This window comes from Dyella psychrodurans, assembly GCF_003363265.1.
GTDB lineage: Bacteria > Pseudomonadota > Gammaproteobacteria > Xanthomonadales > Rhodanobacteraceae > Dyella_B > Dyella_B psychrodurans.
The window spans coordinates 209967-233061 of sequence record NZ_QRBF01000001.1 but is presented as its reverse complement, the minus strand read 5'-3'; the positions used below and the strand labels follow the sequence as shown (position 1 = coordinate 233061).

Here is a 23095-nt window from a genome sequence, read left to right as displayed (position 1 = left end):
GGCCGCCCTCACATCCGCCGTTTCACAGCACGTCGAGGCGCCTCGGACTCCCCGGTTGTTGCCACCTCCACCAGGGCCGCGCGGTCCTGCCGCGCCTGTTCGCATCGGATGAGGTCGGCGATGGCGGGATGGAAGCGACGCGCCGCATCCTCGGGGGTGGCGCCGGCGATGTTGCACGCGGTGGCGTCGGCGCCGTGCGCGATGAGCAGTTGGATGGTGTCGGCGTGTCCGCAGGCCGCCGCCTCGTGTAGGGGCGTGTCGCCGTAATCGTCGGCCTGGTTCACCAGGGCGCGCCGCTGCTCGGGGGTGAGGCGGTCGAGGATCAGCGCGGCCGATGCGGCGGTGGCGCAATGCAGGGCGCTGCGGCCGAGGACGTCGGTGCGGAAGGGATCACCGCCGGCGTCGAGGAGCGCGGTGAGGGCGCGAACGCGCACGGGCTCGTTGGCGGGATCGTCTAGGGTGATGTCGGCGAGAAGGTGCAGCCCGGTCACACCGCTGATCGGGTCGGGGGCCCGGGTCGCCAGCGCTCTGATGTAGAGCGCTTCGTCGCGGGCGCGCCGACGAAGCCGGCGCGTGAGGGACGCGTCCGGCGTGTCGGTGAGAACGTACGAGGTGGCGGTGATGTCCATGGCGAGATCATCGTCGTCCCTGAGATCGGCCGCGCAAGCGGCGGTGTGCTCGAACTGCGCGATCGGACACGCACGCGTGTTGGGTGGTGCGCCCTCCATCACCGCTTCCACCCAAAGTCGACGCGCACGCTCTCGACGGTCGGCTTGACGCCGTGCCAATCGTGCGTCCAGGCGCTGGTGTCGATCCCCAGCCCCAGGTCCAGATCGATCCCGGTCTCCTGGCGAAACCGGATGCAGTCCTCCGACTCGATCCAATCACCCCGCTGTGCGGCCGCGCCGCTGAAACGACAGGGCGAGGACGTCTGCGGGATCAAAAACACGCCCTGCTCCGCGAGGTGCGACGCCACATCGATCACGTGGTACTCGAACAGCCCGCCGCGGTAGCGCGGACCGCCGCTGGTGCGCTTCAGTCGGCCGTAGGGCGGATTGCTCACGGCCAGGTCGAACGCACCCAGGTCCTTGCGCTGCACGAGGGAGAAGACGTCCGCCACAATCCACTCGGCCTCGGGCAACACCTTCCGCCCCACCACCGCGTACACCGGATCCCGCTCGACGCACACCAGGCGGCTGGGCCGATCCCGCTCCCACCGCGCGAAGGCCAGCGCACCGATCCCGGCGCACAGGTCGATCACGCGGTCCGCGCCATGGCATTCCTGGGCCACCGCCTCGGCCAGGCCACGCGGGGTGAAGTAGGCGCCGATGCGCGTCACGTCGTGCGCGGCATCGGCCCGCCAGTGGTCGAGCACGAAACGGCGCTCGTCCATGGTCAGCGTTTCCTTCTGGAGCAGCGCACAAGCCGCCTCGTGGTTGCGATTCTGGGCTTTGGTGATCTTGCTCATTCCGAGTCCTCCTCGTCCTCATCCACGAGAGCGACCTCCATCGGAACGCCGCCCACCAACCGCTCCTCCGTGGTCCAGCACCAATCGCCAAACGCCTCGACCAGTCGGCGCTCGGCCGGGAGAACCTGGAACCGTTCTTCCCGGGACCACTCCGTGAGCGCCTCGGCGATCTTGTCCGCCACATCGCGCCGCCGATCCGAGGCCACAATGTCGTTCTCCTCGGTGTCGTACACGATGTAGCCGTATGGGTTGCGGGAAGCGCTCATGCGAGTTCCTCCTCAGCGGAAGGCGCCGGCATGGGCGCGCCCGCGTCCACCCAACCCAGCATCTCCAGGATCGACGGACGGCGTTGCGCGTGGAAGAACACCGGCGCGCTGAACCCCTGGGACAGTGTGTTGCCGCACAGAACCGTGAGTTCGTGCAGCGGCCGGTGGTGGCAGACGGCGTTGGCGGTCAGTTGCAGCGCGGTCATCGCGCAGCACATGGGATCGATGTCTTGGGCCACCACCGCGCACTGCTCGGGGCGCGGACAGTCGCCGCGGAACTGCGCGAGGAGCAGCGCGCCCGCCCCGCACGCCGGGTCGTGGAGGCGCACCGGTCCCGATCGGGGCGCGATGGGATGCCGCGCGGCATGGGCGAGAGCCAACGCCACCGTCAGATCGGCCAGGTCCGGTGGCGTGAAATGCTGCCCCAGTCCGTCGCCACCGAACCGCGCCAGCAACCGGCCGTGCAGGTCCCCGAGCACGTCGGTGTACGGGGGGCTGACGCTCACCAGGGCGAAATACAGCGTCACCAGGGCGACCGTGTCGGGCGGCACGATCGCCACCTTGTTCCACGGAGGTGCGCAGGTGATGAGCAACCCGATGCGATCATCCTGCAGCGCTTGCAGCGCCACACGAACCAACGCCTCGAACCGTTGGGTCCGCTGCGTGTGGGAGCCCTCCAGCCCCTGGAGGAGAAGGCGAATCAGATCGTCGCGCTGGCGCGGAAGGGCCTGGACAATCGCGTCGCGCTGTTTGCCCGCGACGACGCGACAGAAGGCATCAAAGGATTCGGCCGGCTTGGCCTGGGTGGTGGCGTGCGGCGCGGTCACAGCGCACCTCCCAACGTGCAGGTGCGAGCGAGGCTCTGCCCCAAGGCCCGTGCCGCATCAAAGGCCGCGCGGCGTTGGGCGCTGTCCGGGATGCAATCGGCGATCGTGTAAAGCGCGATCATCTTGGCGACCTTGTCCATCCGGGCGATGGGAAAGGTGTACGTGTCGCGCCCGATCTCGGGGTGCTCGTAGACGAACGGGACGATGGTGGGATCGACCGACGGATCGACCTGAAAAGTGATGTCCATATTGAAAAAACCCTCGATGGTGTGGCGCCGGCGCGGACGCGCGGGCGGACCTATTGCGTGACACCAGCGCGGACGCGCGGGCGGACCTGATCGAGGGGTCAGCGGGCGCTTCGAGAGCGCCCCGAGCGGGCGGAACGACATGAGGCGGGCACATCGGCAGCCGCCTCATCCGCACGGCTCTGTGCGAGCCGATGGGTGCATCATCCTCCTTTCGGACGACGAATAAAATGCTACACAATCAACCGGCCGCAACCGACAAAAATCCTTGACGGTGAAGGGGTTGCCTCCGCATCCGTCGTCGGAACGGCCGTCCGCGCTGGATCGACGGTCGTTTCTGTTTATCGACCGTTTGGGAACTGCAACCGGCGCCAACGCCGAGGTGTGGTGGGTGCATCGACCCACTCCCCTGCGCCACACACGGCCCCTAAGGCCCAGGTGTGTATGGGCGCTCACACATCGCGTTGGTTGCGTTTCTTTTCCCAGCCCCCCGCTCTTGCCTCATGCGTGCCGGTCGTTAGGGCGAAGATTGGGCATGACGTATCAGTACACCGCCGGGCGAAACAACGTGCTCAGGTGCTGTTCGCTGGGATCAAGGCGAACGCCCGGGGCCCCCTCGTAGGCGCCCGCTTCCAACGCCGGCGCGACGGTCAAGAACGCTTGCGAGTCAACCGGACGACGTCCGAGAACCATCACGCCACTGGATCGGGTTTTTCCCATAGACCCGTCGCGTGGGGCGATGACCACCCATCCGTCCAGGCGCTGCATGGTCACCTCCCCGTCGTCGTCGCGTTCCACGCGCACGAGAGGTTCGGCGTGACCGAGCACCTCCATCGCCATCCTGTTGGGATCATCGTTCGTGCGCTCCCGAAGGACGGTCCACGCGCCGCTGGCGATCACGACCTGCAACCGCGCCAGGCCGTGCACGCCGAACATCTCCGCCCAGTACGAGCGGGGGGAGTCCTCCTCGTCGTCGTCCTCAGGCTCTTGGAGACGGGACAAGATCGGGTCGGTGGGATCGCGTTCGGCGATGTCCTCCAAAAACGCCCGGCCGTAGTGGACAATCCCGCCGTACGCCTGGGCGTTGAGCGCGACCCAGGCGTTCATGGGGTCATCGTGTTGGAGGATTTCGGCAATCAGCCCGGTCAGCAGCCCCACGGTGTGCTGCACGACAACGCCCATCAGCGGCGTGGGCGGTGCGCTCCCATCAAGCCGTCCGAAGGCAGAGGTGGCGATGATCAGGTTGTCGATTTGGTCCTCGATGTCCTCGGCGCCGTTCATCAGGACCCGGGACAGCGGTTCGATGACCGAGTAAGGCACGCGCAGGCCGTCGATGAGATCGACCGTATACACGATGACAGGACGAACGAATGCAGGGTCCTCCTCATAGGACGTCCGCACGCGCCGCTCGACCTCCGGCCGTGCGGTGGAGTCGTTGTGGACCGTGCGCAGCACAATGACTACGGCGTAGCGCTTGGCGCCGTCCGCGCTGGTGCACACAAGCGCTTCGGCCAGAAAACTCGTGCCGACCTGCACCCCTTCCAGTTCCACCACCGAACACGCCACATCCAGGATGCTGTCTGAGCGTTGGGGCCGGTCCGCCCAGCGTCCGGATTGAAGGGCCAGGCGCACACGCATCATCAACCGCCCCAGGAGGGCATCCATGAGGTAGTGCTTGGTGCGCCGATCGTCCGCCAGTTGGGCCAGCCACGGCAGCGCTGCAGGAGGGTTGGCAACCAAGCCGTCCACCACCTCCATCATCAAACGACCCATGGCTTTGAGGCCGTCCCGATCCAGGCGCGTGCTCAGGATCGGATCGCGGGCGTCATCGGGAAGGTCGCGCAACAGGTGCTCGTAAGGGATGCGCACCGTGTGGTGCAACATATTGGAGATGGCGATAGCCGGATGATCGGATTCGATCGGTGTCTCCGCCAGGATGACGAGGTTTTCCACCCGGTCCACCAGGCTGCGTCCTGTTGGCGTGGTCACAGCCCCCAGGGCCAACTCGTTCACCGTGAGATCTGCAACGTCCATGCCCTGCCCTTGCTGCGGTTGAGGTGAAGGGATCTTCACAAATCCACTCGGGACTGTCACCTGCTCCCACGACAGTGCGCCTGCAGCGCGCTGACCACGACGGGATCGACTTTGGTGCGGCTCTGCAGCGATCGCACGTCGCTGCATGCCAGCGAGAAGGTCGCATCGTGCGGCAACGCGTAGATCCCATTCGCCCCGGCGTTTTCGGTGAGGACGATCCACACATAAGGGAACCGCGCGCTGTCCGAGCGCAGACCCACCACATCATCCTTTCCGTCGACCGCGTTGGTGAGCAGCACCGGCACGTGCAGCGCGGTGTCGCCGCGGTGCTGGGCCTCGATGGTTTGCAGGGCGGCCCACACGGGCGCCTGGCTGAGTTCGAGGCCGCCTTTGGGATGGCGTTCGCCCCACCACACGCCGGCGAGGACGAGAACGATGGCGAGCAGCACCAGGCCGATGCGCATCAGGGACCGCTCGGGTTGAACTGCCCCATGATGCCGGGGATCGCGCCGCCCTCGGGGATGGAGATCGTTTGCACACCCGGATAACTGGCCGCGCGTTCGGCGGCGGTGACCGGATCCATGGGCATGTAGAGCACCCCATTTTGGGCGTGCTGCATGATGTCGGCCTCACCGATGCCTTGGCCGCTCAGCGCGCCGTTTACCATGCTGGCGCAGTCGTGGTTGCGCCAAATCGAGTACGGCCGGCCGTTGGCGTAGTTGGCCATGATGTATTGCTGCATGGCCTGCTCTTGCGCCGGCGTGGTGGGCAGGATGTAGACGGTGCTGTTCCGATACGCCGCCTGGCCGGCCAGGTATCCGGTGAAACTCGCGCCGAACGGATCGGGCGTGCCGTAGGAGTAAATGCCCTGCCCCGTGAATCCGATCGCGACGTGGCCGAACACGTTGAGACCGGCGGGACCGCCCACCACCACCGCGGTGGCCAGGCCCGTGGGATCGACGTTGCTGAGCGGGTTGCCGCCCACGTAGGACGCGTGCGCCGCCGTGGCGACCAGGAGTGGAATGAGTGCGGCGCACCAGCGCGACGAGCGTGTCATAGAACCTCCGTGTGTCATCGATGGGATCGAAAGGGAACACCGGCGACGGCGCAGAAAATGAGACCCGCCAGAAGCCCGGTCACCAGGCCAATGCCGAGCACCTCGGTGGTGTTGCGCTGCGCCGTGCCCACCAGGGCGGCGAACACCTCAAAGGCCACGGCGCCGATCACGCAGGCGCCGGCGCACACATAAGGGGTGACCAGTTTGTTCCATCGCTGCAAGACGCTGACCCAGGGCCAGCCGAGCACCGCGAGGGCGACGTAGCCCAGCGGCACGCCGAAGAGGTAGGCAAAGCCCAGAAAGCCGCCCCAGCCGGAGGCGGTGGCGTGCTGCCCGGTGAGGGCGTAGTACGCAAGGGCGAGGGGAAAAAACGCCACCGGCACCAGCCAGGGCGTGGCGACCAGGCCCCACCAGAGCGGTCGGCGGCTCACGGGTGGCACGCGGGCGCCGTGCACCACCCGACGAAGGTGTTGCTGAACGGGATGTCCCCGCCGAACACAGGACCCGCCCCGTTCGCCTGGAACGTGGCGTTGTGGAAGGCTGAGATGGACGCGCCGCTCACCATGACCGGATTGTCGGGCGTGGCGCCCGCCGCATCCAGTTGGGCGACGCGGGCGGCGGCCAGGGCCTCGCGGATGGCCTCCATATTCCGATCGATCGCGGCCGCGTCCGCCGCGCAGGTTTGGCCCGGCGGCAGGCGGTTGGAGATCGACCAGGCGAGGCGGTAGTTGGTCACGCCCGACAGCATCCCCGTGTTGTTGGCCACATTCCCGGCCTCGCAGGCGTACGGGTCGCCGTTCGCGCAGGCGGTGGCGTAATAGTCTTTCCAGTCCCCCGATTGGCCGTACGCGCGTTCCTGGGGCGTGTTCCAACAGCCCTGCCCGTTGCATTTGAGCCCGGTGGGGTCGGTGCGGCTGAGCGGGTTGCCTGCGACATAACTGGCGCGCGCGGACCCGCCGGTGGTGAGCGCACCAAGGACGAGGAGTGCAACGGCGGCAATCTTGATCATGTGGGTCAGCCCCCTGCCTCAGCGGTTTTGGCTTTGTCGATGTCGTGCAAGTATTCGGCGTCCTGCGCCGCGCTGCGGCGGTGCCAGCCCAGCGATTGGAGTTTGTCGGCCATATCGAAATAGCCGTCCATCAGCGCTTTGTAATCGGCGAACTGCGCGGGGGTGAGCATGCGGGTGTCCGGGTACTTGCTCCGGTAGGCGATGGTCACCTGTTTGTCGAAGGCCAGCGCGCGGAACATCATCGCGTCCACGTCCTTCGGGTCGTAGGAGAGCGCCAAATCCGCGAGCGCCATGATCTGCCCCGGTGTGTGGGTGGTGGTGTAAAACTGGATGAAGGGGTTGGCCATTTCCACCACCGCCTGGTGGTTGGTCATCGGCTGCAGGTAGAGACCGGAGTCGACCGCGCGCGGGGAAATGAGGAAGCGCTCGGCGTACTCCACATCGGTCAGCGTGCTGCCGCTGGTCGCCTCGATGTTCTTCCATTGCCCGTCGTCCAGCATCACTTTGACGAATAGGTGGTTCGGCGCGGTGGCCAGCACGGCGTTCAGTCCGATGCGCTGCGCGAGGATGGCAAAAAAGATCGGCATCGACACGCAGTTGCCTTTGCGCGTGGCCAGGTACGTCGAGAGCATGGTCGTGTGCACGTCCTTGCCCATCGGATCGTCGAAGTTGTAATCGAACTTGTGGAAATCGTTCCAGGGGCCGGGAACATAAATGGTCGAGTAGACCGTCATGACCTTCGCCCAGGTTGACGCGCCGCTTGGGATGCGCGCGCGCACTTTCGCCGCCCAGTCGTTGACTTCTTTTAAGGTGGCCGCTTGATCGATGGTGGGGTCCACCAGATGATCGATCGTGATCTTCGCTTGGGCCAGATCAATGCGATCGTCTTGCTGCCAGAGGATCGTGCGCAGCACCTGCGTGCTGGCGTCGGGTGTTGGGACGATCGTGCCGGGCGGCAGCGGCGCAGAAACGGATGCGGCGGTGCAGGCACCCCCCACGGTGAGGAAGAGAACAAACGCGAGCGCGCGACGACCCAACATCCTTTTGCCCCTGGTCCTTTCGGGGACATCGTAACGGCGCGGACGAGGCGCGACAACATGGTCGCCGCCGTCTTCACACAGCCGTCACATCGCGCGTCACAGTTCGCGCTCCCAACCCTGCGTTGTGGTGGTCCGCTGCCCGCTTGTTTGGTTCGTTCCTGCGTCCATGCAGCAGTCGGCCACCAAGGCGCGTGCTTTGACGCGCACCGCGTCCTGGAGATCCACACCATCGCCGGCGACCAAACGTTGCGCGATGAAGGCGCCCAGCGGTTCGGCCACTTCGTAAACAAACACACCGGCGAGATCGTCGCGGCGCAGATCGGCCATCGCGTCGATGAGCGGCGCGTGGGCGATCACCTGATCGACGAGATCCAACTCGCCTGCGATGCCTTTTGGCAACCGCGGAAGGTGTTTGAGGACGTCGGCCGCCCCTTTGGCCATGTAGGCGACGGTGAGCGGATCGGCCACGCGGGTGGAGGCGGCGACTTCCGCCTGCTCCCACACCGAGGGCTTCGCGCCGTCCTGCTCTTGAGTGTGATGGGCGCGCAAGTGCCCCAGCAGCAGGCGGCGTTGCTCGTGGGAGAAGTGCGTCAGCATCAGGTCGCGCGCGTCGAACGCACCGGTGCGGTGCGCCTGATCGAGCGCCGTCAATCCATCGCGCCCTGGCTGCAGGACGTACGCACCGCAGTTCATCAAATACGTCAGGAACTCCGCGTCGTTGGGATCGCGGTCCAGCGCCCATTGGAGCACCGTGCGCCCGTCGGGAGCGCGCGCGGTCAGTGCGGCGCCCTCGTCGATGGCTTCCATCAAATCGACCAGGTTGGGTGTCCGATCGGCCAGCACCGCGCGCACCCGAGCGTTCATGTCGTGCAAGCGCTCCTGTTCCCGGCCGCGGATGCGCGTTGCCGCCTCCATCACCCGCTGCGGGTCGACCGTGCGGCCCGAGTGCTCCAGGCGCAGCGCGCGCAGGGAGTCGGCGCTGGCGAGCGTCCAGGTCACCGAGCCGGGGTGCGCGGTTTCCCACCGCGCGATGGCCCCAGGCCCCGATGTGTCCCATTGGGTGCCGGCGGCCTCGACCACGATGTGGGCCAGCGGGCGGGTGGTGCCGTCGCCAGGCTCGTAAGTGGCCACCCAGATCGCCCGGCCGGCGCGTTGGCCGTTGAGCCAGTCCAGCGCCGCGATGGCCCACGCATCGCTGTGCGCCCAATACGTCTCCTGCTCGTGGCGGGGCCACCCGCCCAGCACGCGTTCCACGCGGGCGTACAGGCGGCTGGGGCGGTCGGTGAGGGTCGGCAAGGACATGCGGGCGGCTCCGAAGGGGGCCTCCACACATACCGGGTGACGGGGGATCGTCCAGCGCTCCACATGGGGCGCCGGGGGCGCCTGCCCGGTCTTACATCACGCGCCGCTTGAGTGCGGGCGCATGCGTGTTGGTGGTGGCGACCGTTTTAAGCACAGCCCGATCCTGCGCGGCGTGGAGCAGGACCACCGCTTTGTGATCCAACAGCCAGAGGTCCTGTTCGAGGGCGCTGTCGACGGCAGCGGGACTGACGCCTTCATCCAGCAGCATGCGGACGATGGCGGGGGCGCTCGAACCGGCGCGCCACACATCGATCATGGCCCGATCGCGCGCAGCAGCCGACACGCCATCGGCGAGGAGGTGGCGGACGACATGGACGTCGCCGCGGTCCACCGCAAACAGCAGGGCGCCGTCCAGCGCACCGGCGACATAGGCGGCACGAAGTGATCCGGCGGTGGCGTGTTTCATTGCGGTGCGCTTCATCACATCGCCCTCCGCTTTTGGGCGGGTGCAACCGGCGTGCGCGTGGCGACCTCCGCCAGCGCAGCACGATCAAGGGTTGCAACAGCGCGCCGCTCTGCGGCAACGACCTCGGCCTCCACCTGCTGCACCAACGCATCACGGCGGAGTTGGCGTCCGTACGGAACCCCCACGAACCGTGATCCCTGGAAGGGGTGCGCACGACCCACCGCCCCCACCACCTGATCCATCGCGATCGCTTCAATGAGCCGTGCGTGATCGACGCTGTCCCGGAGCCCGCTGCGCGGGCGGTGCGCGCGCACCGCCGCCGCCAGCGCAGCCTCAGCGTCGCGCAGGGCCGCCCGTGCGTGGGCCAGTTCGTCGGCGGATGCTGCAATCATGTCCGTCGTGCTCATGACGGGTACGTCGGCGCCGCGAGCGATAACACCCCGCGCCTCCTCCAGCCGACACCTCCACAGACGCCCGGCGCTCTCCTGCGCGCGCACTTCCGCCGCCTTCTGCGCGGCCAGCGCGGTTTCCATCGCTGCGCGCAATGCCTGGCGGGTGCGACGGACCTCAATACTCTCACCAAACGTCGACTTGATCCGTTGGTCCCAATCGGCGCACGCCTTGTCCGCTGCAATGCGCGCCGCTTCGACTTCGAGCAACACATTCGCTTGTTTGATCGTCATGGTCATGGAGTGTTCTCCTGCTCGATCGCCCGACGGCACGCCGGGCATGTGACCGCGGTCAACTGGCGCGTGGTGCACGACCAACCGCCGCCGCGCCGGCCTGGTGCGGTTCCGCACAACGCTTTTCCCAGATCGCTGCCATGAGGGACGGCGTGCCACACCGTCCCATGATCGCGTTCGGACCCATTGGCGCATCGTCCGGTCTTGTGGGTGGCGGAATGGGTAGCGTTCGTGATCATGGTGGCTCTCCGCTGGTGGTCCATCCACCCTACCGGCTGGTGGACCAGTCGCAAGGGCTCGTGTCGAACAAATGTGGTGAGGCTCATCACACATCCCGCGCTCGGGCCCGGATGTGGTTCATGGGTGGCCCGATGCGGTCCCTCGTTGCAGGCGCAACGCCTGTCGGTCCTTGCGGACGGTTTCGGGGTGGGCGCCGATTCGTTGGGCCAAGACATGCGTCGGCAACGTTGGGTCGGCGGCCAACTCCGCGCGCACCCGGTCGCGCCGCTCTGCACGGGGACGGCGGTAGGCGACCCGATCCATCTGGGGCTTCCACTGTCCTGTGCCGGCGGGCGCCAGGGTGCGGTGCGGGGTGACGCCTGCGTCGATCAAGAGTTGCCGCGCGCGCGCGTAGGAGACGCCCATGAGCGGCGCGATCTGCGCGGGGGTGCGCCCCGCCTGGTGGTGGGCGATGGCTTCGCGTTCGCGGGGAGTAAGTTGGTGGGGCGTGATCATTGGCTTGGTCCTCATTACATGGCCCGGCGGGTCGGTGGCGCGCTCGTCGTCCGCGTGGCGACGTCGGCAAGGATGGTGCGTTCGATCAGCGCGACGATGTCGTTCCACCGGGTATTCCCCTCGGCCTTGGCCAGGCTCAACGCCGTCCGTCCCTCTGCATCGCGCGCATTGAGGTCCGCACCGGCCTCAATGAGCATCTGAGCCATGCCGTGATACCCCCGCTGGATGGAGATCATCAACGCAGTTTGTTCCCCCTTGCCCGATCGCCACGCGTTGACGTCCGCACCGGCGTCGATGAACAAGCGAAGGATCTTCACCTGCCCGCCGAGGGCGGCCTCAACCCACGGCAGGGCTCCGTACGAGTCGCAGGCGTTGACATCCGTTCCTAATGCAATCAGTGACTCGACCGCGGAGGCCCGTCTGTACCGGGCGGCCTCGAACAGGGCATCGACGGCCTCATGATTCGTTGTGGCTTGTTGCGCGCGGGGGGCTGCAACGGTCATGATCTGTGCTCCTGATTTGGTGAGATCCACCCTACCGGCTGGTGGACCAGCCGCAAGGGGATCGCATCGACAAATGGGGTGAGCCTTCTCACACATCGCGCTCTTGGCGTTCTGTGTGGTGTATTGGATGTGATCACCCCCATCCGCTTGTGATCTTTGCACCGACACGGCAACGCCACAGGACCGGTCGGCCCTGGGACGCTTCCGCCCACGCCGCGCCCTACCCATTGAGATCTGCACCGAGGAACCTGCGGCCCGTGCCCTCCGCCGCCTCCAGGACGGAGAAGCCGCCGGCGCACGGATCGACGACGAGATCGCCCATGCGCGTGGTGGCCTGGATCAGCGCCTGCTGCAGACGGATGGGCTTGCTGTGGGTGTGCCCGCCGCGCTCCACCTGCTCGTGCCACACATCGGGGATGCTGTGGTTGGTCCATACACCCTTGGCGCGCACCGGCGTCTTTTGGAAGACAACGAGGTGCTCGGTGTGACGGCGGGTGCGGTGGCCCATGCCCATACGCATCTTGTTCCACGTCACCATATCGACGCAGCGGAGGTCGGTGTGTTCGGTGAGGCGCGGGACACCGGTGCAGAGGAGGAACTTGTCCACCCACAGCATCAGGTGGCCCGAGGGGGTGAGCACGCGTTCGATCTCCGAGACGAACGCGCGGATCTGGTCGTCGGTGAGCGACGGCAGCGCCGCCCTCCTCGGGTTGCGCGCGTCCTCATTGCCCAGGGAGAGGTGGTCGAGCACCGAGCGGTACTGCGGATCGAAGAACACCAACGGCGCACTGTCCGTCGGCAGCGCCTGAAGCAGCGCGAGGCCGTCCGCCTTTTGCCGGGCATCGATCGCGTAGCCGGCGGCGACGGCGGCCGCGGCGGCGCGATCGCTGGGGCTCGGAGCGCGTTCATGCGGCGTGGTGCGGCGCTGCCTGCGGACGTGGGGCACCGCATGCGCCGGGAGGCGCGCCAGGCGCCGCTGCTGCGCGGTGGGGACGACACGGGTGGGCCGGACGGTCTGGGAGCCGGTTTGGCGCTGGGTCGTGGTCATGATCGTGCCTCCGTTGTGGTGGCACGAGCCTCGTGGTCGTTCGACTGGTTTCCGGGGTGGTTCGGTACACTCCCCTACCCCACACAGGGACCTAAGGGCCTGCACAAACGGCTTGCCCCACTTCAGGGCATTTGGGGGATCTCAGGCCGCATCGATCGGTTGTGGGCGACGGTCCCGGTCGCCGTTTTTCCTTACCCCCGCTCTCCCTTAGGCGCCGGTGCTACCCTGCCCGCATCCTTCGACGGGCCGCTTCCATGGACGCCAACGACCTCGATTCCCTGGTGCAGCAGGCGCTGCTCGACACCGCCCGGCAGCGGGCCGCGGATCTGGAGCAGCAGACCGCCGCGTTGACCCAGCGGGCGGAGGCCGCCGAACGCGAGGCCGCCACGCTGCGCCGCCAGTCTGTGTTCCCCGACGATCCCGATCTGGTGCGCCGGGCCCTTTTGGTGGTCGCGGGGCTGGACATCGGCCCGTGGCTGCGGCGCGGCGGTTCGGAAGAGGATTGGATCCGCGTGCGGGAGGCGTTCGCGCGCGATGTTCCGGACGGTCGCAGTGGGCACGTCCTGGTGCCCATCGAGCAGACCACCGAGTGGGTGATGGGCGGATTCTTAGAAAAAGACAAAGAGCGCTGTCGGCTGTGCGGCGCGTGGGTGCCGTGGGCATCGAAGCAACCGATCGTCCACGCCGATCACTGCCCGGTGGCCCTCGCCCAAGAGGACTAGCGTCTGTCGGGATTTTTGACAGTCTGGAATGTCAAAAATCGCAGACACGGCAGACGGTGCGACGGCAACGTCGCCGCGCGATCCAGCGCCCTCCAATCCCTTAGGCCCGGGTGTGTTAGGACGGTCGCAGTTCGGCTGATGCGGGGCTTGCGGCGCGAAGGGGCGCGCCTAGGTTGGAAGGACCCCAAGCCGATAGGGATGGAGAACCGCAATGAAAGTTGGAACCTTGATTGGCACCGTTGTTGCCACGGTGGTGGCCTTGTGTTGGCGGTACACGGTGTACGTTGCCTTCCCTGCTGCCTTGTACTCCACGGCCGTGACACTGGGCACAGCGGTCGTGTTCGCCACGCCGCTCCTGATCGGGTGGTGGGACCGTGCGAAGCGTGTCGGCTGGAGGGTTTACATTCCTTCTCTGGTGCTTCGGTCGCTCGGCCCAGCGCTTGTCATTGAAATCGTTCATGCGGGCCTGGTCGCCATTCGCGTTCCATTTCTACCCTCGTCGTTGCTGATGGGAGTGCTGGTCGGGGTGGCTTGGTGGATTTTGGATCCGCCCGCCGTCGTCGCGTCGCAAGAGGACCGCGTCACGGGAGCAACGCACCCATGAGCACAGACACGCTGTCAACACCGCCCGCCGATCCGTTGGACGAGGGTGGCATCGATGAGTTGCACGCCGCCCTAGTGGCCGCGTGCACGATCGAGGACCAGCACCCGCTTTTGTACGGGAACCAACCTGAGATCGGAGCGGAAATCGTCGAGTGGTGAGCGCCTGCACTGCCGCCAACCGCACCACCGGAGCATCGAGCGCTATGAGCACACCACAGTTATCCCATCAACCCGAAAAGGAATCGGCCGCGTCCGTGATCATGAACGACCTGAGCGGAGGCGCGCGGTTCGGCGCCCCGATGATCGACGACACAACGCTGGCGAGCCTGGCGACAGCCGCCTCAACCGCCCAACGCTGCGCTGACAACCCGTGGTTGAATCCGGCGTTTCGACGTCAGGCCCGAGCGTACGCCCGAGCGGTTGCAAAGAGGCGGGCAGGCACCCGCCCGCTGAGTGAACTGAGGATCGTCGTGATTAACGACGAAGGAGTGCCTTGTGAGTAACGCCACCATCCATCGGTTCCATCCATCCCAACCATCGGAGGAGAATGCCTGCGTGTGGTTGAATGGGGACGCAGACCTCTTCGAGAGATACGACTTCGCTGTGGTGCGCGGCGCCCCAACCGTCTCCGGCACGGTGGAGGCAGTACTGTCCGGAATGATTGTGGTCGTTGCACTCAACGATGGAACATCGGTGACCTTCCTGCCCCGTCAAATCTTGCTGCGCCACGAGGACGGGGGATACCGCCGCCGCGGCGGCGAATGGTTGGGCGACTACGGTGTGGCGGTGGGCGCCACGGTCTCACTGATTCATGCGCCGTGGTGCCCGTCCAAAAATCGATTGATGTTGGAACGGTCGGCGCCGCGTGTCGCGCCATCCGATCCCCATCCTTCCCCATCACCCGAGCCGCTCCCAGTGCTGTCGGAACGCGACAAGGCGTTGGGCTGGGTGAATATGTTTGGAATGCTCCCCATGCCTCCGGCGCCTCAACGTAAGACGGAATCCATGGTGGCGCTCAATGCCTTGATGGACGAATGGCGCCGTGACGACCACAACGGTGGGGCGGCGGATGGCTGTATAGATGGTGCCCATGGCGGTTCTGGTAGGGCTGCCAAAGTGGTGGAACCACCCCCCACAGAGGACACGCCCGTGACCGCACGAAAAGTTTTTAATGCATTGACGGGAGGTGCTTGCATCGGCTGGGCCGCTGCCATGGCGCTCGAGGTTTCCACCAACACCAACCATCTCATCATGTTGGTTGGAGCAGGAGTGGCCGTAGCGCTCACGGTTTGGCCCACGACCCCGCTCTCCTCGCCCCGAGTCATGGGAGGAAGGTGATCTTATGAACTTCAGGCCCATGTTCGACCTGATGCCGCATGTGACGCGCCGGCAACAACGTGAGCGTGTGCTGCAAGAGGCGGCGCCCGAGGCGCAGATCGCCGCCGCCTGGCAGGACGTTGGCGACGCGTTGTGGCAAGCGTTGGCTGGATGCCACGGCGGCGATCGTCAACGGCTCGTCAGATCAGTCCGAAGGGGGATAACCAAGGACCGAGCGCACTCCGCGCCCTAAGACTCCCGTGTGGCCAACCGGTCCACACTCACCGCTCTTGCCCCACCCCCTTCTCCTGCGCCCGGCCCTGCGCCACCGCCTCCACGCACGCCATTTCCCAGTTGCCCAGGGACCGGCCTAACGCGGCCGGCGTGAGGCCGTCCCGATCCTGGAGCGAGGGATCGGCACCCAGCGCCAACAACGCATCGCGCTGTTGTTTCACCCATCCGCCGTTCCTGTTTCCTGCTCCGGCCAGCGCGACCAGGTGCAAGGGCGTGCGCTGTTCGGCGTCGCGAGCGTTGACGATCTGCTGCACCCGTTCGGGGCGCAGGCCGCGCACCAACGCGCGGGCGATCTCCGGCGAGGCGGCGAGGTGCATCGCCGTGCGCCCGTCCCAGGCCGGGGCGTCACGCCGGACGCCCGCGGCAAGCAACGCCTCCAGCGTGGGGAGCGCGTTGCTGAGCGCGGCGGCGTGCAGGGGCGCCAAGCCCGTGTGGGGATCCCATTGGTCCAGAGGCGAGCCGGCGGCGATCGCGTCCGCGACGCGGCTGACATCGTTGCGGGCGGCCATATCGCTCACCGTCATGGGCTCACATCTCCAGGCCCTGGTCGCGGGCCATGCGCTTGATCAGCCGCGCGCCGTTCTCTTTGGCGATCTGCTCGGGGGTGACGCCCTGCTCGCTGGTCGCCTGGGTGTCCGCGCCGAACTGAAGAAGGAGATCGACGATGGGCCCCAAGGGGTTGCGCTCCAGCGCGTGGTGCAGCGGGCGGTAGCCGCGCTCGGTGCTGTCGGGCTGGTCGATCGCACCGGTGCTCATCTCCAAAATGGCGCGGACGAGCATGTCGTTGCCGGCCACCACCGCGCTGATCAGCGGCGTGTGCCCGTCGGCGTCGTGCAAGTGTTGGTTGGCGCCGCGCGCCAGGAGTTCGCGCGTTGCGAACGGGTGGTTGTTGGCCACGGCGGCGTGCAGCGCGGTGATCATCGTCTCCGGTGTTTGGGTGTTCAACGCCGCGCCGCTGGCGATCAGTTGGCGCAGCACCGGCACGTGCCCACGCGAGGCGGCGGCCATCAGCGCGGTGGTGCCGTCCGGATCCACCATGTCCACGAGATTGTGCGCGTCGGCGCGGCTGAGAATCTGGCGCACCACCGCCTCGCGTCCGGCCAGCGCCGCCTCGATCAACGTGGCGCCCCACTCATCCGCCTGGTGGGTGGGCGCGAGCGCCGCTTTGGTGGCGGCGTGCTGGGCCACATCCCACGGCCGTTCGCCCTGGTGGTTGGCGACGTTCCGGTTGGCTCCGAGGGAGAGGAGCGTGTCCACCGCGGTGGTTGCGCCGGCCCGAGCGGCCGCATGCAGCGGCGTGTCGCCGACGCTGTTGCGCTCGTTCACATGCGCCCCGCCGGAGACCAGCGCGCGAATCACCGCGCGGTTGCCCTCAAGCGCGGCCATGTGCAGCAGCGTGAGATTCTCGCATTGCTCCGAGAGCGCGCTTTTGGCCTCCGACCACGCCAGCAGGTGAGTGACCAGATCCCCATCGGCGTGGTGGATGGCCCACTCGAACGCGCCAAAGGCCAGGGAGGGTTGCGGGGTGGTGGGCATCATCGGTCTCCAGGGGGACACATCGGGCGCCGAGGGCGCTGTGGGATCGGGGATAAGGTTCAACTCACAGGGTCATGTGCTGGTCGTAATCGAAGGACCAGCCCACATCGCGCGCACGGTCGCGCGCGGTGCGGTGAAGGGCGTCGCGCGCGTCCCGATCGGCGCCCGCGTTGATCAAGCGCTGGGCGATGGCCCGCTGGCGCTTGGCGATCGCGTGGTGCAGAGGTGAGCCCCAGCCGTCGGCCTCGTGCACGTCGACTCCGCGCTGGATCAGCGTTTGAACCACCTTCTCCTGCCCCGCCCGCACCGCCACGATCAGCGGGGTGTGCCCGTCGTCGTTCGTGCGCCGCGCGTCGGCGCCGGCGTCCAGCAGGATCCGGATGGGCATCACCGCGCCGACGAAGGCGCCCAGGTGCAGCGCCGTCCAATCCCGCGGCGTATGGGCGTCGACGTCCGCGCCCAGCGCGATCAGGTCCTCCACGACCGAGTTGTGCCCGCGGCTGGTGGCTTCCATCAGCGCGGTGCGGTCGACGTTGAACCAGTGCACCAGGTGTGGGTGCTCCTCGGCCAAGGCGCGCACCGCGCGGGACCGGCCCTGTTGGACGGCGCGCCAGAAGGTGGTGGTCAGGGGCTCGGGTTGATCCATTGGGCGTGTCCTGGGTGTCAGGACACACATACCTAGGAACGGTCGGTTTGGGAAGCGCTAGGAGCCGCGTGTGGGAAAGCGGGTTGTTAGAGCGCAGGGTGCTTGGTGCCGGTGGGTTTGAAGGAGCGCATGATCGCAACGACCTGGGCCCCTTCCGCACCGCCCTTCTCCGCGACCAGGGTGGTCCCTCGCGGGCGTCGTACCGGCCGGGGCAGGTTCGCCGATCGGGCCGTCCGAAACCGCAGGGCGTTGGCGCGATCAACCACGACGTCGTACGCGACGCGTTCCGGCGCAGGCGCCACCAGGACTCCTTCCTGGAGGAGATCCGCGAGGACATCATCGACATACGCACCAGACCGCATGATCTCCGCCGCCCGCTGGCGCCCTTGCCGAATGGCGTCCATTTCGTCTTGCATGACGACCTGCTGGAGCCGGATGCGGCGTTGGAATCCGCGCTCGCGCACGTCGCGCTGTATGCGCTGCACCGCCGGCCCGTTCCAAAGCCCGAGATCGGTGAGGATCTGCTGACGGGAGCGACCGCGATCCAGACGCTGAAGAACGTAGTGTTCGTACTCGGAGTAGTTCGTCAACGCCACGCCATTGTTGTCGGCGGGAACGAGCGGGAACGCGGGCGCGACAGCGATGTTGTAGGTCAGGTGGTTGGACGTTGGATCGTCGGCGGTCAGATAAACGAGAATCATGGTGTGGTTCCTGTGTGGTTGCGGGCGATGAATCAGCAGCGCGACGGGGCGACCGCGGATTCCGGATGGCACGTCTCGGCCACCAGGCCGTCGTTCGTGACGATCTCCACGCTGCGGTCCAGTCGGTTGGCCAGCGTCTGGGCGCGTTCGGTCAGGCGGTCGAGCATGTCGCGCGCGTCGGCGCCCTGTTCGTCGTAAATCGCCGTTTGCGAAAAAGTCATGATGATCTGGGGCATGACGGTCTCCTGGGGATATTCACGCTAGCGAACCGCATCCGATCCGCAAGAGCGCGGCGGATCCGAAGGATGTTAGGCGCGCCGCAATGTGAGCAGTTGGGCCCGGGTGTGGGGCATCGGTCACGCGCTCCAACGACGTTGCGTTTCACGATGGCTGGATCGGGACGTGGACCGTACGTGCGTGAGACGCCCGCCTTTGAGATGATTGTCGGGTTCCGGCGACAAACCCATCAAAACTTGGTGGACGCCCAAACTGGAGATCCCAACATCTGCGGCGATGGAGTCGCACGTCTCGCCGGCCAGATAGCGATCCATAATGGGCGTGCTGGTTGCGCGCTTCGTCTGGGGAGCGGACCGGCGCCCGGGATGTGGGACGCTACGTGCAGCGCTGGTGGTCCGAGGCCCTCGACGACGCCCTTGGACCGCGCCGGCCGACGAGATGATGGCGCTGACCGTGCCGAAAGGCAGGTGGAACGCTTCCGCAATGTCCTTGTACGAAGCGCCGGCCTGGTAGCGCGCGACGATTTGGGCGTTGCGCGCGGCGATCGCCGAGTCGGGACGTGGACCTTTGGGGCGTGCCACACCAGCCTTTGTGATGATCGCGTTGACCACCCAGTACCGCGGGCGAAATCCGGCCGCGATGCTCTGCATCGTTTCCCCTTCGAGGTAGCGCGCGTCGATTTGGGCGTTGCGCGTTGCGATCTTGGGATCGGGTTGCCGACTTCTGGCCCGCTCCTGGACCGCGCCAGCCGTTGTGATGACTCCGCGCACCGAGCCGATCGGACGTTGGAACTCCGCGGCGATGTCCTTGTAGGTGGCGCCGTCACGGTAGCGGGCGACGATTTGGGCGTTGCGCGCAGCGGCTGCAGGATCCCCAATCCGCTTGCGGCCTTCGGCCACACCCGCCTTGGAGATGATGCGACACACCAATCCCATGGTTATGTGAAATTCTTTTGCGATCTCCCGGTACGTGGCGCCGTCACGGTAGCGGGCGATGATTTGAGCGTTGCGTTCGGCGATCTGGGGGAGCGCGTCATGGCAGGTTGCTCACATGCGCCGTCGTGGCGCTGCGGTGGTCGTGATTGGTCCGGCAACGGCAGTGAGGCTCGTTGGTTGGGATGTCGGATCCCCATCCGCCGCGGCTTGCAAATCCTGACGGTCCGCCGCCGCGATCGCCGGCAGCACAAGGGCCAACACGTCCTGCCGCGCGTCGTCTGTGCGGCAGCGCTGGGCAATGGCGCGCACCGACTTGCCCTCCCCGTCGACCGCCCGCACATCCGCGCCGCGGTCGATCAGCACGCGGACGCAGTTGGGATACCCGCTGTGAACCGCCCACATCAGCGGGGTCCAACCGCTGGTCCGCGTGTCGAGGCCGGCGCCCGCATCAAGCAGCAACATCACCACTTGGGCCGCACCGTGAGGCTCGTGGTCTCCGAACACCGTCGCTTGCAGCGCGCGGTCCCGTTGGTCGGCGCCGTGGCGCAGCAACACAGCGACCTGCTTGAAATTCCCATTGGCCGCGGCGGTGGTGAGCGCGGTCCCCTCGTCGCCTGAGTCCGCGCACACGTCCGCGCCGGCGGCGATGAGCATCTCCATGACCTGGTCGTCGTCGACGCCCGAAACCGCCGCCGCGTAGGTCAGCGGCGGTATGTGGTAGGCGCCCGGATCGTTGACGTCGACCCCGCGCGCAATCAAGTCCCGGACGCGCTGGTGGCGGCGTGTTGGGTGCTGGGACAGAGCGTCGATGTACGGGGATGTGCGACGGGACATGGTCGAGTGTGATGCGCTGGGGACACCCCACCACCCTACCGGGTCGCAGCCGACCCGCAAGGCTTACGACGCTCCCAAGGTGGTGAACCACCCCGCAGTTGCACGCGCTTGCGCCCCGGTGTGCTTCGGCGGCCGCTTCACGCGATCACCGCGTGTGGTGGGCGCGTTCCTGCAAGACCGCTAGGGTGGCTTGCTTCGTGGCGTCCTGCTCCACCTGGCGGCGGAGCGTATTCCGCTCGTTGGCCAGCGTCGGATTGGTGGTGTCGTGCGCGCCGGGGCCGTAGGTCATCACATCGGCCGCCTCATCCAACGCCGCGCCGCAGGCGGTCACGACCGCGCGTGCGATCACATCGGCGCCGCTGACCTCATCGTCGAGCGCGCGCACTTGGGTGTCCACACAGCGCTGGGTGCGAAGCGCGGAGGCGCGCACCGCGTCCTGGAAATCGTTAGCGTGAGCGGCGGCGATTGCGGCGATGAGCGGCGCAGCGCAGAGGGAACGGCGAGGGGGCATGGCGGAATCCGTTCGGGTGAAACGCCGATTGTAGCGGCGACCGCCCCTAGCCTTCCGCCACCCGCTGGGTGCACAATTGATTTCGGTACCGAAATCAAAGGCCCCCTGCCATGACCCCTCCCCTCGGCGGTTCTCGCGCCGGCTCCGGCCGCAAACGGGGCTCGGGCGTGTTCGGGGAGCCCACCCAGCCCGTGCGGGTGCCGCTCTCTCAGGTCGACACCGTGGTGGCCTACCTCGATTCCCAGCGATCGCCCACCCACGCGGTCGATCCCGTGCCGCTGCGCGCCACCACCGCCCTGCCCTTGGTGGCGTTCACGTCCCGTGTGCCGGCGGGCTTTCCCTCACCAGCGCAGGATTATTTGGAGGACGCGATCGATCTGAACGCCGAGATGGTGGTGCGCGGGCACGAGGCGTCCACCTACGTCCTGCGTGTGGTCGGTTTTTCGATGGTCGGCGCCGGCATTTTTGACGGCGACCGCGTGGTGGTCGATCGGGCGCTGACCGCGCAGCACGGTGATGTCGTGGTGGCGATTTTGAATGGCGATCTCACCATCAAGACGCTGGGCACGATCGATGGGGCGTTGGCGCTCATTCCTGAGAATCCCCACTTCCAACCGATCGTGCCTAAGGAAGGTGACGTGATGGAGATCTGGGGCGTGGTCACCCACGCGCTGCGTTCGTTCCGCAAGCGCCGCTGACGCCGGCGCGAATCGCCGACACGGACGCACCGCTCATGCTGGCCTTGGTGGACGCCAACTCGTTCTATTGTTCGGCCGAACGCGTGTTCCGGCCGGACCTCAACGGCCGCGCGGTGGTGGTGCTCTCCAACAACGACGGCTGCGTGGTGAGCCGCACGAGCGAGGCCAAGGTTCTTGGCGTTCCCATGGGCGCGCCCTGGTTCCAGTTGCGCGATCAGGCCCGCCGCTCGCATTGGGACCTCACCGCGTTTTCGTCGAACTACACGTTGTACGGCGATATGTCCCGCCGCTTCATGAACGTGCTCGCGCAGTTCGTGCCGCCCGAGGATCAGTCGGTGTACTCCATCGACGAGTCCTTTCTCGATTTTTCGAAGCACACGCATCTGCACCCTAACGCCACCGCGCTGGGGCACACCATTCGCGAGCGCGTGCGCGTGTGGACCGGCCTGCCCGTGTGCGTGGGGTTCGGCGGCACGCAGACCTTGGCGAAAATGGCCAACCACGTTGCCAAGAAGCAGCCGCGGTGGATGGGTGTGTGCGATCTCACGTCGCTGTCGGAACCCGCTCTGCACGCGCTGCTGTCGGAGGTCCCCGTCGGCGACGTCTGGGGCATCGGCCGGCGTTTGTCGGCGCAGTTGATCGACGGGGGCATCGCCACGGCCGCGGATCTGCGCGCCGCCGACGCGAGGCGGCTGCGCGAGCGTTTCTCGGTGGTGGTGGAGCGCACGGTGCGCGAGTTGCAGGGCACGCGCTGCCTGGGGTGGGAGACGGAGCCGCCGGCGAAAAAGCAGATCATTTCCAGCCGGAGTTTCGGCGCGCCGCTGTACACCGCCGACGATCTGATGGCGCCCGTCCACGCGCACGCGGCCCGCGCCGCCGAAAAAGCCCGCGCCCAAGGATCGGTCGCCGGCCGCGTCGGCGTGTGGCTCACCACCAATCCGTTCCGCCCGCAGGACCCGCAGCACACACCGTCTCGATCGGTGGCATTGCCCGCGCCGAGCGCCGACACCGCGGTGCTCGCCGCCTGGTCGACTGCCCTGCTCCGCTCGATCGTGCGGCCGGGGTACCGCTACGTCAAAGCCGGCGTGGTGCTGGACGATCTGCGCCCCCACACCGAGCACCAGGGGTCACTGTTCGACGCGCCGCGCCCCGGCCGGGCGGCGCAGGCCGACCGAGCCGCCAGTCGGGGAGAGGAATGGGACGCCAAACGCGCCCAACTCATGCACGTGCTCGACGCCGCGAACACCAAATGGGGCAGCGGGCACCTCGGCGTCGGTTGGAGCGGCATCCGCGCGAAGCAGGACTGGTCGATGAAGCGCGACATGCTCAGCCCCTGCTACACCACCGACTGGGACGAGGTGCGGACGGTGTCGTAGCG

33 protein-coding genes are annotated in these 23095 nt (G+C 67.0%); 8 read left to right on the top strand and 25 right to left on the bottom strand.

Annotated elements, in window-relative coordinates:
- Window positions 1-8: 8 nt before the first annotated feature.
- The 17 genes from DWU99_RS01180 to DWU99_RS01100 form a co-directional block, all read right to left on the bottom strand.
- Window positions 9-728, bottom strand: a complete 720-nt coding sequence (locus DWU99_RS01180; RefSeq protein WP_115476171.1) for an ankyrin repeat domain-containing protein — start codon at window positions 726-728, stop codon at window positions 9-11.
- On the bottom strand, window positions 728-1468 hold the full coding sequence (locus tag DWU99_RS01175; RefSeq protein ID WP_115476170.1) for a class I SAM-dependent methyltransferase: 741 nt from the start codon (window positions 1466-1468) through the stop codon (window positions 728-730). Before DWU99_RS01175 ends, DWU99_RS01180 begins: the two co-directional genes overlap by 1 nt.
- Window positions 1465-1734 (bottom strand): hypothetical protein, encoded by a 270-nt coding sequence (locus tag DWU99_RS01170; RefSeq protein WP_115476169.1) that lies wholly within the window; start codon window positions 1732-1734, stop codon window positions 1465-1467. The genes DWU99_RS01175 and DWU99_RS01170 overlap by 4 nt, the downstream gene beginning before the upstream one ends.
- A complete protein-coding gene (locus DWU99_RS01165) occupies window positions 1731-2561 on the bottom strand; it encodes an N-6 DNA methylase (RefSeq protein WP_115476168.1) in 831 nt (276 codons plus the stop codon). Before DWU99_RS01165 ends, DWU99_RS01170 begins: the two co-directional genes overlap by 4 nt.
- A complete protein-coding gene (locus DWU99_RS01160; protein ID WP_115476167.1) occupies window positions 2558-2809 on the bottom strand; it encodes a hypothetical protein in 252 nt (83 codons plus the stop codon). The genes DWU99_RS01165 and DWU99_RS01160 overlap by 4 nt, the downstream gene beginning before the upstream one ends.
- 540 nt (window positions 2810-3349) lie before the next feature.
- Complete coding sequence (locus DWU99_RS01155) at window positions 3350-4840, bottom strand: hypothetical protein (RefSeq protein WP_115476166.1); 1491 nt, start codon at window positions 4838-4840, stop codon at window positions 3350-3352.
- Window positions 4841-4896: 56 nt separating this feature from the next.
- Window positions 4897-5304: a hypothetical protein gene (locus DWU99_RS01150; protein WP_115476165.1), complete on the bottom strand. Its 408-nt coding sequence runs from the start codon at window positions 5302-5304 to the stop codon at window positions 4897-4899.
- Window positions 5304-5897, bottom strand: coding sequence for a hypothetical protein (locus DWU99_RS01145; RefSeq protein ID WP_115476164.1), 594 nt, complete (start codon window positions 5895-5897; stop codon window positions 5304-5306). The genes DWU99_RS01150 and DWU99_RS01145 overlap by 1 nt, the downstream gene beginning before the upstream one ends.
- 14 nt (window positions 5898-5911) lie before the next feature.
- Window positions 5912-6328 (bottom strand): hypothetical protein, encoded by a 417-nt coding sequence (locus DWU99_RS01140; RefSeq protein ID WP_147292865.1) that lies wholly within the window; start codon window positions 6326-6328, stop codon window positions 5912-5914.
- Complete coding sequence (locus tag DWU99_RS01135) at window positions 6325-6906, bottom strand: hypothetical protein (RefSeq protein ID WP_115476162.1); 582 nt, start codon at window positions 6904-6906, stop codon at window positions 6325-6327. Before DWU99_RS01135 ends, DWU99_RS01140 begins: the two co-directional genes overlap by 4 nt.
- A gap of 5 nt (window positions 6907-6911) precedes the next feature.
- The gene (locus DWU99_RS01130; RefSeq protein ID WP_115476161.1) at window positions 6912-7946 is read right to left on the bottom strand and encodes a transglutaminase family protein; all 1035 of its coding nucleotides are present in this window, start codon (window positions 7944-7946) and stop codon (window positions 6912-6914) included.
- A 96-nt stretch (window positions 7947-8042) separates the two neighbouring features.
- Window positions 8043-9248, bottom strand: coding sequence for an ankyrin repeat domain-containing protein (locus tag DWU99_RS01125; protein ID WP_115476160.1), 1206 nt, complete (start codon window positions 9246-9248; stop codon window positions 8043-8045).
- Window positions 9249-9339: 91 nt separating this feature from the next.
- Window positions 9340-9729: a hypothetical protein gene (locus tag DWU99_RS01120; protein ID WP_115476159.1), complete on the bottom strand. Its 390-nt coding sequence runs from the start codon at window positions 9727-9729 to the stop codon at window positions 9340-9342.
- Complete coding sequence (locus DWU99_RS01115) at window positions 9729-10403, bottom strand: hypothetical protein (RefSeq protein ID WP_115476158.1); 675 nt, start codon at window positions 10401-10403, stop codon at window positions 9729-9731. Before DWU99_RS01115 ends, DWU99_RS01120 begins: the two co-directional genes overlap by 1 nt.
- A gap of 351 nt (window positions 10404-10754) precedes the next feature.
- A complete protein-coding gene (locus DWU99_RS01110) occupies window positions 10755-11132 on the bottom strand; it encodes a sigma-70 RNA polymerase sigma factor region 4 domain-containing protein (RefSeq protein WP_147292864.1) in 378 nt (125 codons plus the stop codon).
- A 14-nt stretch (window positions 11133-11146) separates the two neighbouring features.
- On the bottom strand, window positions 11147-11635 hold the full coding sequence (locus DWU99_RS01105; protein WP_158543198.1) for an ankyrin repeat domain-containing protein: 489 nt from the start codon (window positions 11633-11635) through the stop codon (window positions 11147-11149).
- A gap of 220 nt (window positions 11636-11855) precedes the next feature.
- The gene (locus tag DWU99_RS01100; RefSeq protein ID WP_115476155.1) at window positions 11856-12683 is read right to left on the bottom strand and encodes a DNA methyltransferase; all 828 of its coding nucleotides are present in this window, start codon (window positions 12681-12683) and stop codon (window positions 11856-11858) included.
- 254 nt (window positions 12684-12937) lie between these two features.
- Here DWU99_RS01100 and DWU99_RS01095 point away from each other — a divergent pair, with 254 nt between their 5' ends.
- The 6 genes from DWU99_RS01095 (at window position 12938) to DWU99_RS01075 (ending at window position 15578) form a co-directional block, all read left to right on the top strand.
- Window positions 12938-13405, top strand: coding sequence for a DUF3222 family protein (locus tag DWU99_RS01095; protein WP_115476154.1), 468 nt, complete (start codon window positions 12938-12940; stop codon window positions 13403-13405).
- A gap of 211 nt (window positions 13406-13616) precedes the next feature.
- Window positions 13617-14009 carry a hypothetical protein gene (locus tag DWU99_RS01090; protein ID WP_115476153.1) on the top strand — a complete coding sequence of 131 codons (393 nt, stop codon included), beginning with the start codon at window positions 13617-13619 and terminating at the stop codon, window positions 14007-14009.
- Window positions 14006-14167 carry a hypothetical protein gene (locus DWU99_RS20935; RefSeq protein ID WP_158543197.1) on the top strand — a complete coding sequence of 54 codons (162 nt, stop codon included), beginning with the start codon at window positions 14006-14008 and terminating at the stop codon, window positions 14165-14167. Before DWU99_RS01090 ends, DWU99_RS20935 begins: the two co-directional genes overlap by 4 nt.
- Before the next feature lie 44 nt (window positions 14168-14211).
- Window positions 14212-14511 carry a hypothetical protein gene (locus DWU99_RS01085; RefSeq protein ID WP_115476152.1) on the top strand — a complete coding sequence of 100 codons (300 nt, stop codon included), beginning with the start codon at window positions 14212-14214 and terminating at the stop codon, window positions 14509-14511.
- Window positions 14504-15346 carry a hypothetical protein gene (locus DWU99_RS01080; RefSeq protein ID WP_147292862.1) on the top strand — a complete coding sequence of 281 codons (843 nt, stop codon included), beginning with the start codon at window positions 14504-14506 and terminating at the stop codon, window positions 15344-15346. The genes DWU99_RS01085 and DWU99_RS01080 overlap by 8 nt, the downstream gene beginning before the upstream one ends.
- 4 nt (window positions 15347-15350) lie before the next feature.
- Entirely contained in the window at window positions 15351-15578 is a 228-nt protein-coding gene (locus DWU99_RS01075; RefSeq protein ID WP_115476150.1) for a hypothetical protein, read from the top strand.
- Between the two features lie 28 nt (window positions 15579-15606).
- On the opposite strand, the gene DWU99_RS01070 is transcribed toward DWU99_RS01075, so the two are convergent.
- The 8 genes from DWU99_RS01070 to DWU99_RS01035 form a co-directional block, all read right to left on the bottom strand.
- A complete protein-coding gene (locus DWU99_RS01070) occupies window positions 15607-16143 on the bottom strand; it encodes an ankyrin repeat domain-containing protein (protein ID WP_115476149.1) in 537 nt (178 codons plus the stop codon).
- A 4-nt stretch (window positions 16144-16147) separates the two neighbouring features.
- Window positions 16148-17158 carry an ankyrin repeat domain-containing protein gene (locus DWU99_RS01065; protein WP_115476148.1) on the bottom strand — a complete coding sequence of 337 codons (1011 nt, stop codon included), beginning with the start codon at window positions 17156-17158 and terminating at the stop codon, window positions 16148-16150.
- Between the two features lie 61 nt (window positions 17159-17219).
- A complete protein-coding gene (locus DWU99_RS01060; RefSeq protein WP_158543196.1) occupies window positions 17220-17801 on the bottom strand; it encodes an ankyrin repeat domain-containing protein in 582 nt (193 codons plus the stop codon).
- 86 nt (window positions 17802-17887) lie between these two features.
- Complete coding sequence (locus DWU99_RS01055) at window positions 17888-18502, bottom strand: hypothetical protein (RefSeq protein WP_115476146.1); 615 nt, start codon at window positions 18500-18502, stop codon at window positions 17888-17890.
- Between the two features lie 32 nt (window positions 18503-18534).
- Window positions 18535-18738 carry a hypothetical protein gene (locus DWU99_RS01050; RefSeq protein ID WP_115476145.1) on the bottom strand — a complete coding sequence of 68 codons (204 nt, stop codon included), beginning with the start codon at window positions 18736-18738 and terminating at the stop codon, window positions 18535-18537.
- 120 nt (window positions 18739-18858) lie between these two features.
- Window positions 18859-19674: a hypothetical protein gene (locus DWU99_RS01045; RefSeq protein ID WP_233510806.1), complete on the bottom strand. Its 816-nt coding sequence runs from the start codon at window positions 19672-19674 to the stop codon at window positions 18859-18861.
- 111 nt (window positions 19675-19785) lie between these two features.
- The gene (locus DWU99_RS01040; protein WP_115476143.1) at window positions 19786-20508 is read right to left on the bottom strand and encodes an ankyrin repeat domain-containing protein; all 723 of its coding nucleotides are present in this window, start codon (window positions 20506-20508) and stop codon (window positions 19786-19788) included.
- A 145-nt stretch (window positions 20509-20653) separates the two neighbouring features.
- Window positions 20654-21019, bottom strand: coding sequence for a hypothetical protein (locus tag DWU99_RS01035; protein ID WP_115476142.1), 366 nt, complete (start codon window positions 21017-21019; stop codon window positions 20654-20656).
- Between the two features lie 110 nt (window positions 21020-21129).
- On the opposite strand from DWU99_RS01035, the gene DWU99_RS01030 reads away from it, so the two are divergent.
- A complete protein-coding gene (locus DWU99_RS01030; RefSeq protein WP_115476141.1) occupies window positions 21130-21717 on the top strand; it encodes a LexA family protein in 588 nt (195 codons plus the stop codon).
- 35 nt (window positions 21718-21752) lie between these two features.
- Window positions 21753-23093: a Y-family DNA polymerase gene (locus tag DWU99_RS01025; RefSeq protein ID WP_115476140.1), complete on the top strand. Its 1341-nt coding sequence runs from the start codon at window positions 21753-21755 to the stop codon at window positions 23091-23093.
- Window positions 23094-23095 lie beyond the last annotated feature (2 nt).

What these genes read in the sequence shown, in the direction of transcription:
- DWU99_RS01130 (WP_115476161.1), bottom strand. Translation starts at nt 7,946, where the DNA reads ATGTTGGGTCGTCGCGCGCTCGCGTTTGTTCTCTTCCTCACCGTGGGG.
- DWU99_RS20935 (WP_158543197.1), top strand. Translation starts at nt 14,006, where the DNA reads ATGAGCACAGACACGCTGTCAACACCGCCCGCCGATCCGTTGGACGAG.
- DWU99_RS01085 (WP_115476152.1), top strand. Translation starts at nt 14,212, where the DNA reads ATGAGCACACCACAGTTATCCCATCAACCCGAAAAGGAATCGGCCGCG.
- DWU99_RS01155 (WP_115476166.1), bottom strand. Translation starts at nt 4,840, where the DNA reads ATGGACGTTGCAGATCTCACGGTGAACGAGTTGGCCCTGGGGGCTGTG.
- DWU99_RS01060 (WP_158543196.1), bottom strand. Translation starts at nt 17,801, where the DNA reads ATGGATCAACCCGAGCCCCTGACCACCACCTTCTGGCGCGCCGTCCAA.
- DWU99_RS01160 (WP_115476167.1), bottom strand. Translation starts at nt 2,809, where the DNA reads ATGGACATCACTTTTCAGGTCGATCCGTCGGTCGATCCCACCATCGTC.
- DWU99_RS01170 (WP_115476169.1), bottom strand. Translation starts at nt 1,734, where the DNA reads ATGAGCGCTTCCCGCAACCCATACGGCTACATCGTGTACGACACCGAG.
- DWU99_RS01095 (WP_115476154.1), top strand. Translation starts at nt 12,938, where the DNA reads ATGGACGCCAACGACCTCGATTCCCTGGTGCAGCAGGCGCTGCTCGAC.
- DWU99_RS01035 (WP_115476142.1), bottom strand. Translation starts at nt 21,019, where the DNA reads ATGCCCCCTCGCCGTTCCCTCTGCGCTGCGCCGCTCATCGCCGCAATC.
- DWU99_RS01120 (WP_115476159.1), bottom strand. Translation starts at nt 9,729, where the DNA reads ATGAAGCGCACCGCAATGAAACACGCCACCGCCGGATCACTTCGTGCC.
- DWU99_RS01110 (WP_147292864.1), bottom strand. Translation starts at nt 11,132, where the DNA reads ATGATCACGCCCCACCAACTTACTCCCCGCGAACGCGAAGCCATCGCC.
- DWU99_RS01040 (WP_115476143.1), bottom strand. Translation starts at nt 20,508, where the DNA reads ATGTCCCGTCGCACATCCCCGTACATCGACGCTCTGTCCCAGCACCCA.
- DWU99_RS01055 (WP_115476146.1), bottom strand. Translation starts at nt 18,502, where the DNA reads ATGATTCTCGTTTATCTGACCGCCGACGATCCAACGTCCAACCACCTG.
- DWU99_RS01125 (WP_115476160.1), bottom strand. Translation starts at nt 9,248, where the DNA reads ATGTCCTTGCCGACCCTCACCGACCGCCCCAGCCGCCTGTACGCCCGC.
- DWU99_RS01150 (WP_115476165.1), bottom strand. Translation starts at nt 5,304, where the DNA reads ATGCGCATCGGCCTGGTGCTGCTCGCCATCGTTCTCGTCCTCGCCGGC.
- DWU99_RS01070 (WP_115476149.1), bottom strand. Translation starts at nt 16,143, where the DNA reads ATGACGGTGAGCGATATGGCCGCCCGCAACGATGTCAGCCGCGTCGCG.
- DWU99_RS01025 (WP_115476140.1), top strand. Translation starts at nt 21,753, where the DNA reads ATGCTGGCCTTGGTGGACGCCAACTCGTTCTATTGTTCGGCCGAACGC.
- DWU99_RS01050 (WP_115476145.1), bottom strand. Translation starts at nt 18,738, where the DNA reads ATGCCCCAGATCATCATGACTTTTTCGCAAACGGCGATTTACGACGAA.
- DWU99_RS01075 (WP_115476150.1), top strand. Translation starts at nt 15,351, where the DNA reads ATGAACTTCAGGCCCATGTTCGACCTGATGCCGCATGTGACGCGCCGG.
- DWU99_RS01045 (WP_233510806.1), bottom strand. Translation starts at nt 19,674, where the DNA reads ATGGGATTGGTGTGTCGCATCATCTCCAAGGCGGGTGTGGCCGAAGGC.
- DWU99_RS01105 (WP_158543198.1), bottom strand. Translation starts at nt 11,635, where the DNA reads ATGACCGTTGCAGCCCCCCGCGCGCAACAAGCCACAACGAATCATGAG.
- DWU99_RS01180 (WP_115476171.1), bottom strand. Translation starts at nt 728, where the DNA reads ATGGAGGGCGCACCACCCAACACGCGTGCGTGTCCGATCGCGCAGTTC.
- DWU99_RS01115 (WP_115476158.1), bottom strand. Translation starts at nt 10,403, where the DNA reads ATGACCATGACGATCAAACAAGCGAATGTGTTGCTCGAAGTCGAAGCG.
- DWU99_RS01030 (WP_115476141.1), top strand. Translation starts at nt 21,130, where the DNA reads ATGACCCCTCCCCTCGGCGGTTCTCGCGCCGGCTCCGGCCGCAAACGG.
- DWU99_RS01175 (WP_115476170.1), bottom strand. Translation starts at nt 1,468, where the DNA reads ATGAGCAAGATCACCAAAGCCCAGAATCGCAACCACGAGGCGGCTTGT.
- DWU99_RS01145 (WP_115476164.1), bottom strand. Translation starts at nt 5,897, where the DNA reads ATGACACGCTCGTCGCGCTGGTGCGCCGCACTCATTCCACTCCTGGTC.
- DWU99_RS01100 (WP_115476155.1), bottom strand. Translation starts at nt 12,683, where the DNA reads ATGACCACGACCCAGCGCCAAACCGGCTCCCAGACCGTCCGGCCCACC.
- DWU99_RS01135 (WP_115476162.1), bottom strand. Translation starts at nt 6,906, where the DNA reads ATGATCAAGATTGCCGCCGTTGCACTCCTCGTCCTTGGTGCGCTCACC.
- DWU99_RS01090 (WP_115476153.1), top strand. Translation starts at nt 13,617, where the DNA reads ATGAAAGTTGGAACCTTGATTGGCACCGTTGTTGCCACGGTGGTGGCC.
- DWU99_RS01065 (WP_115476148.1), bottom strand. Translation starts at nt 17,158, where the DNA reads ATGATGCCCACCACCCCGCAACCCTCCCTGGCCTTTGGCGCGTTCGAG.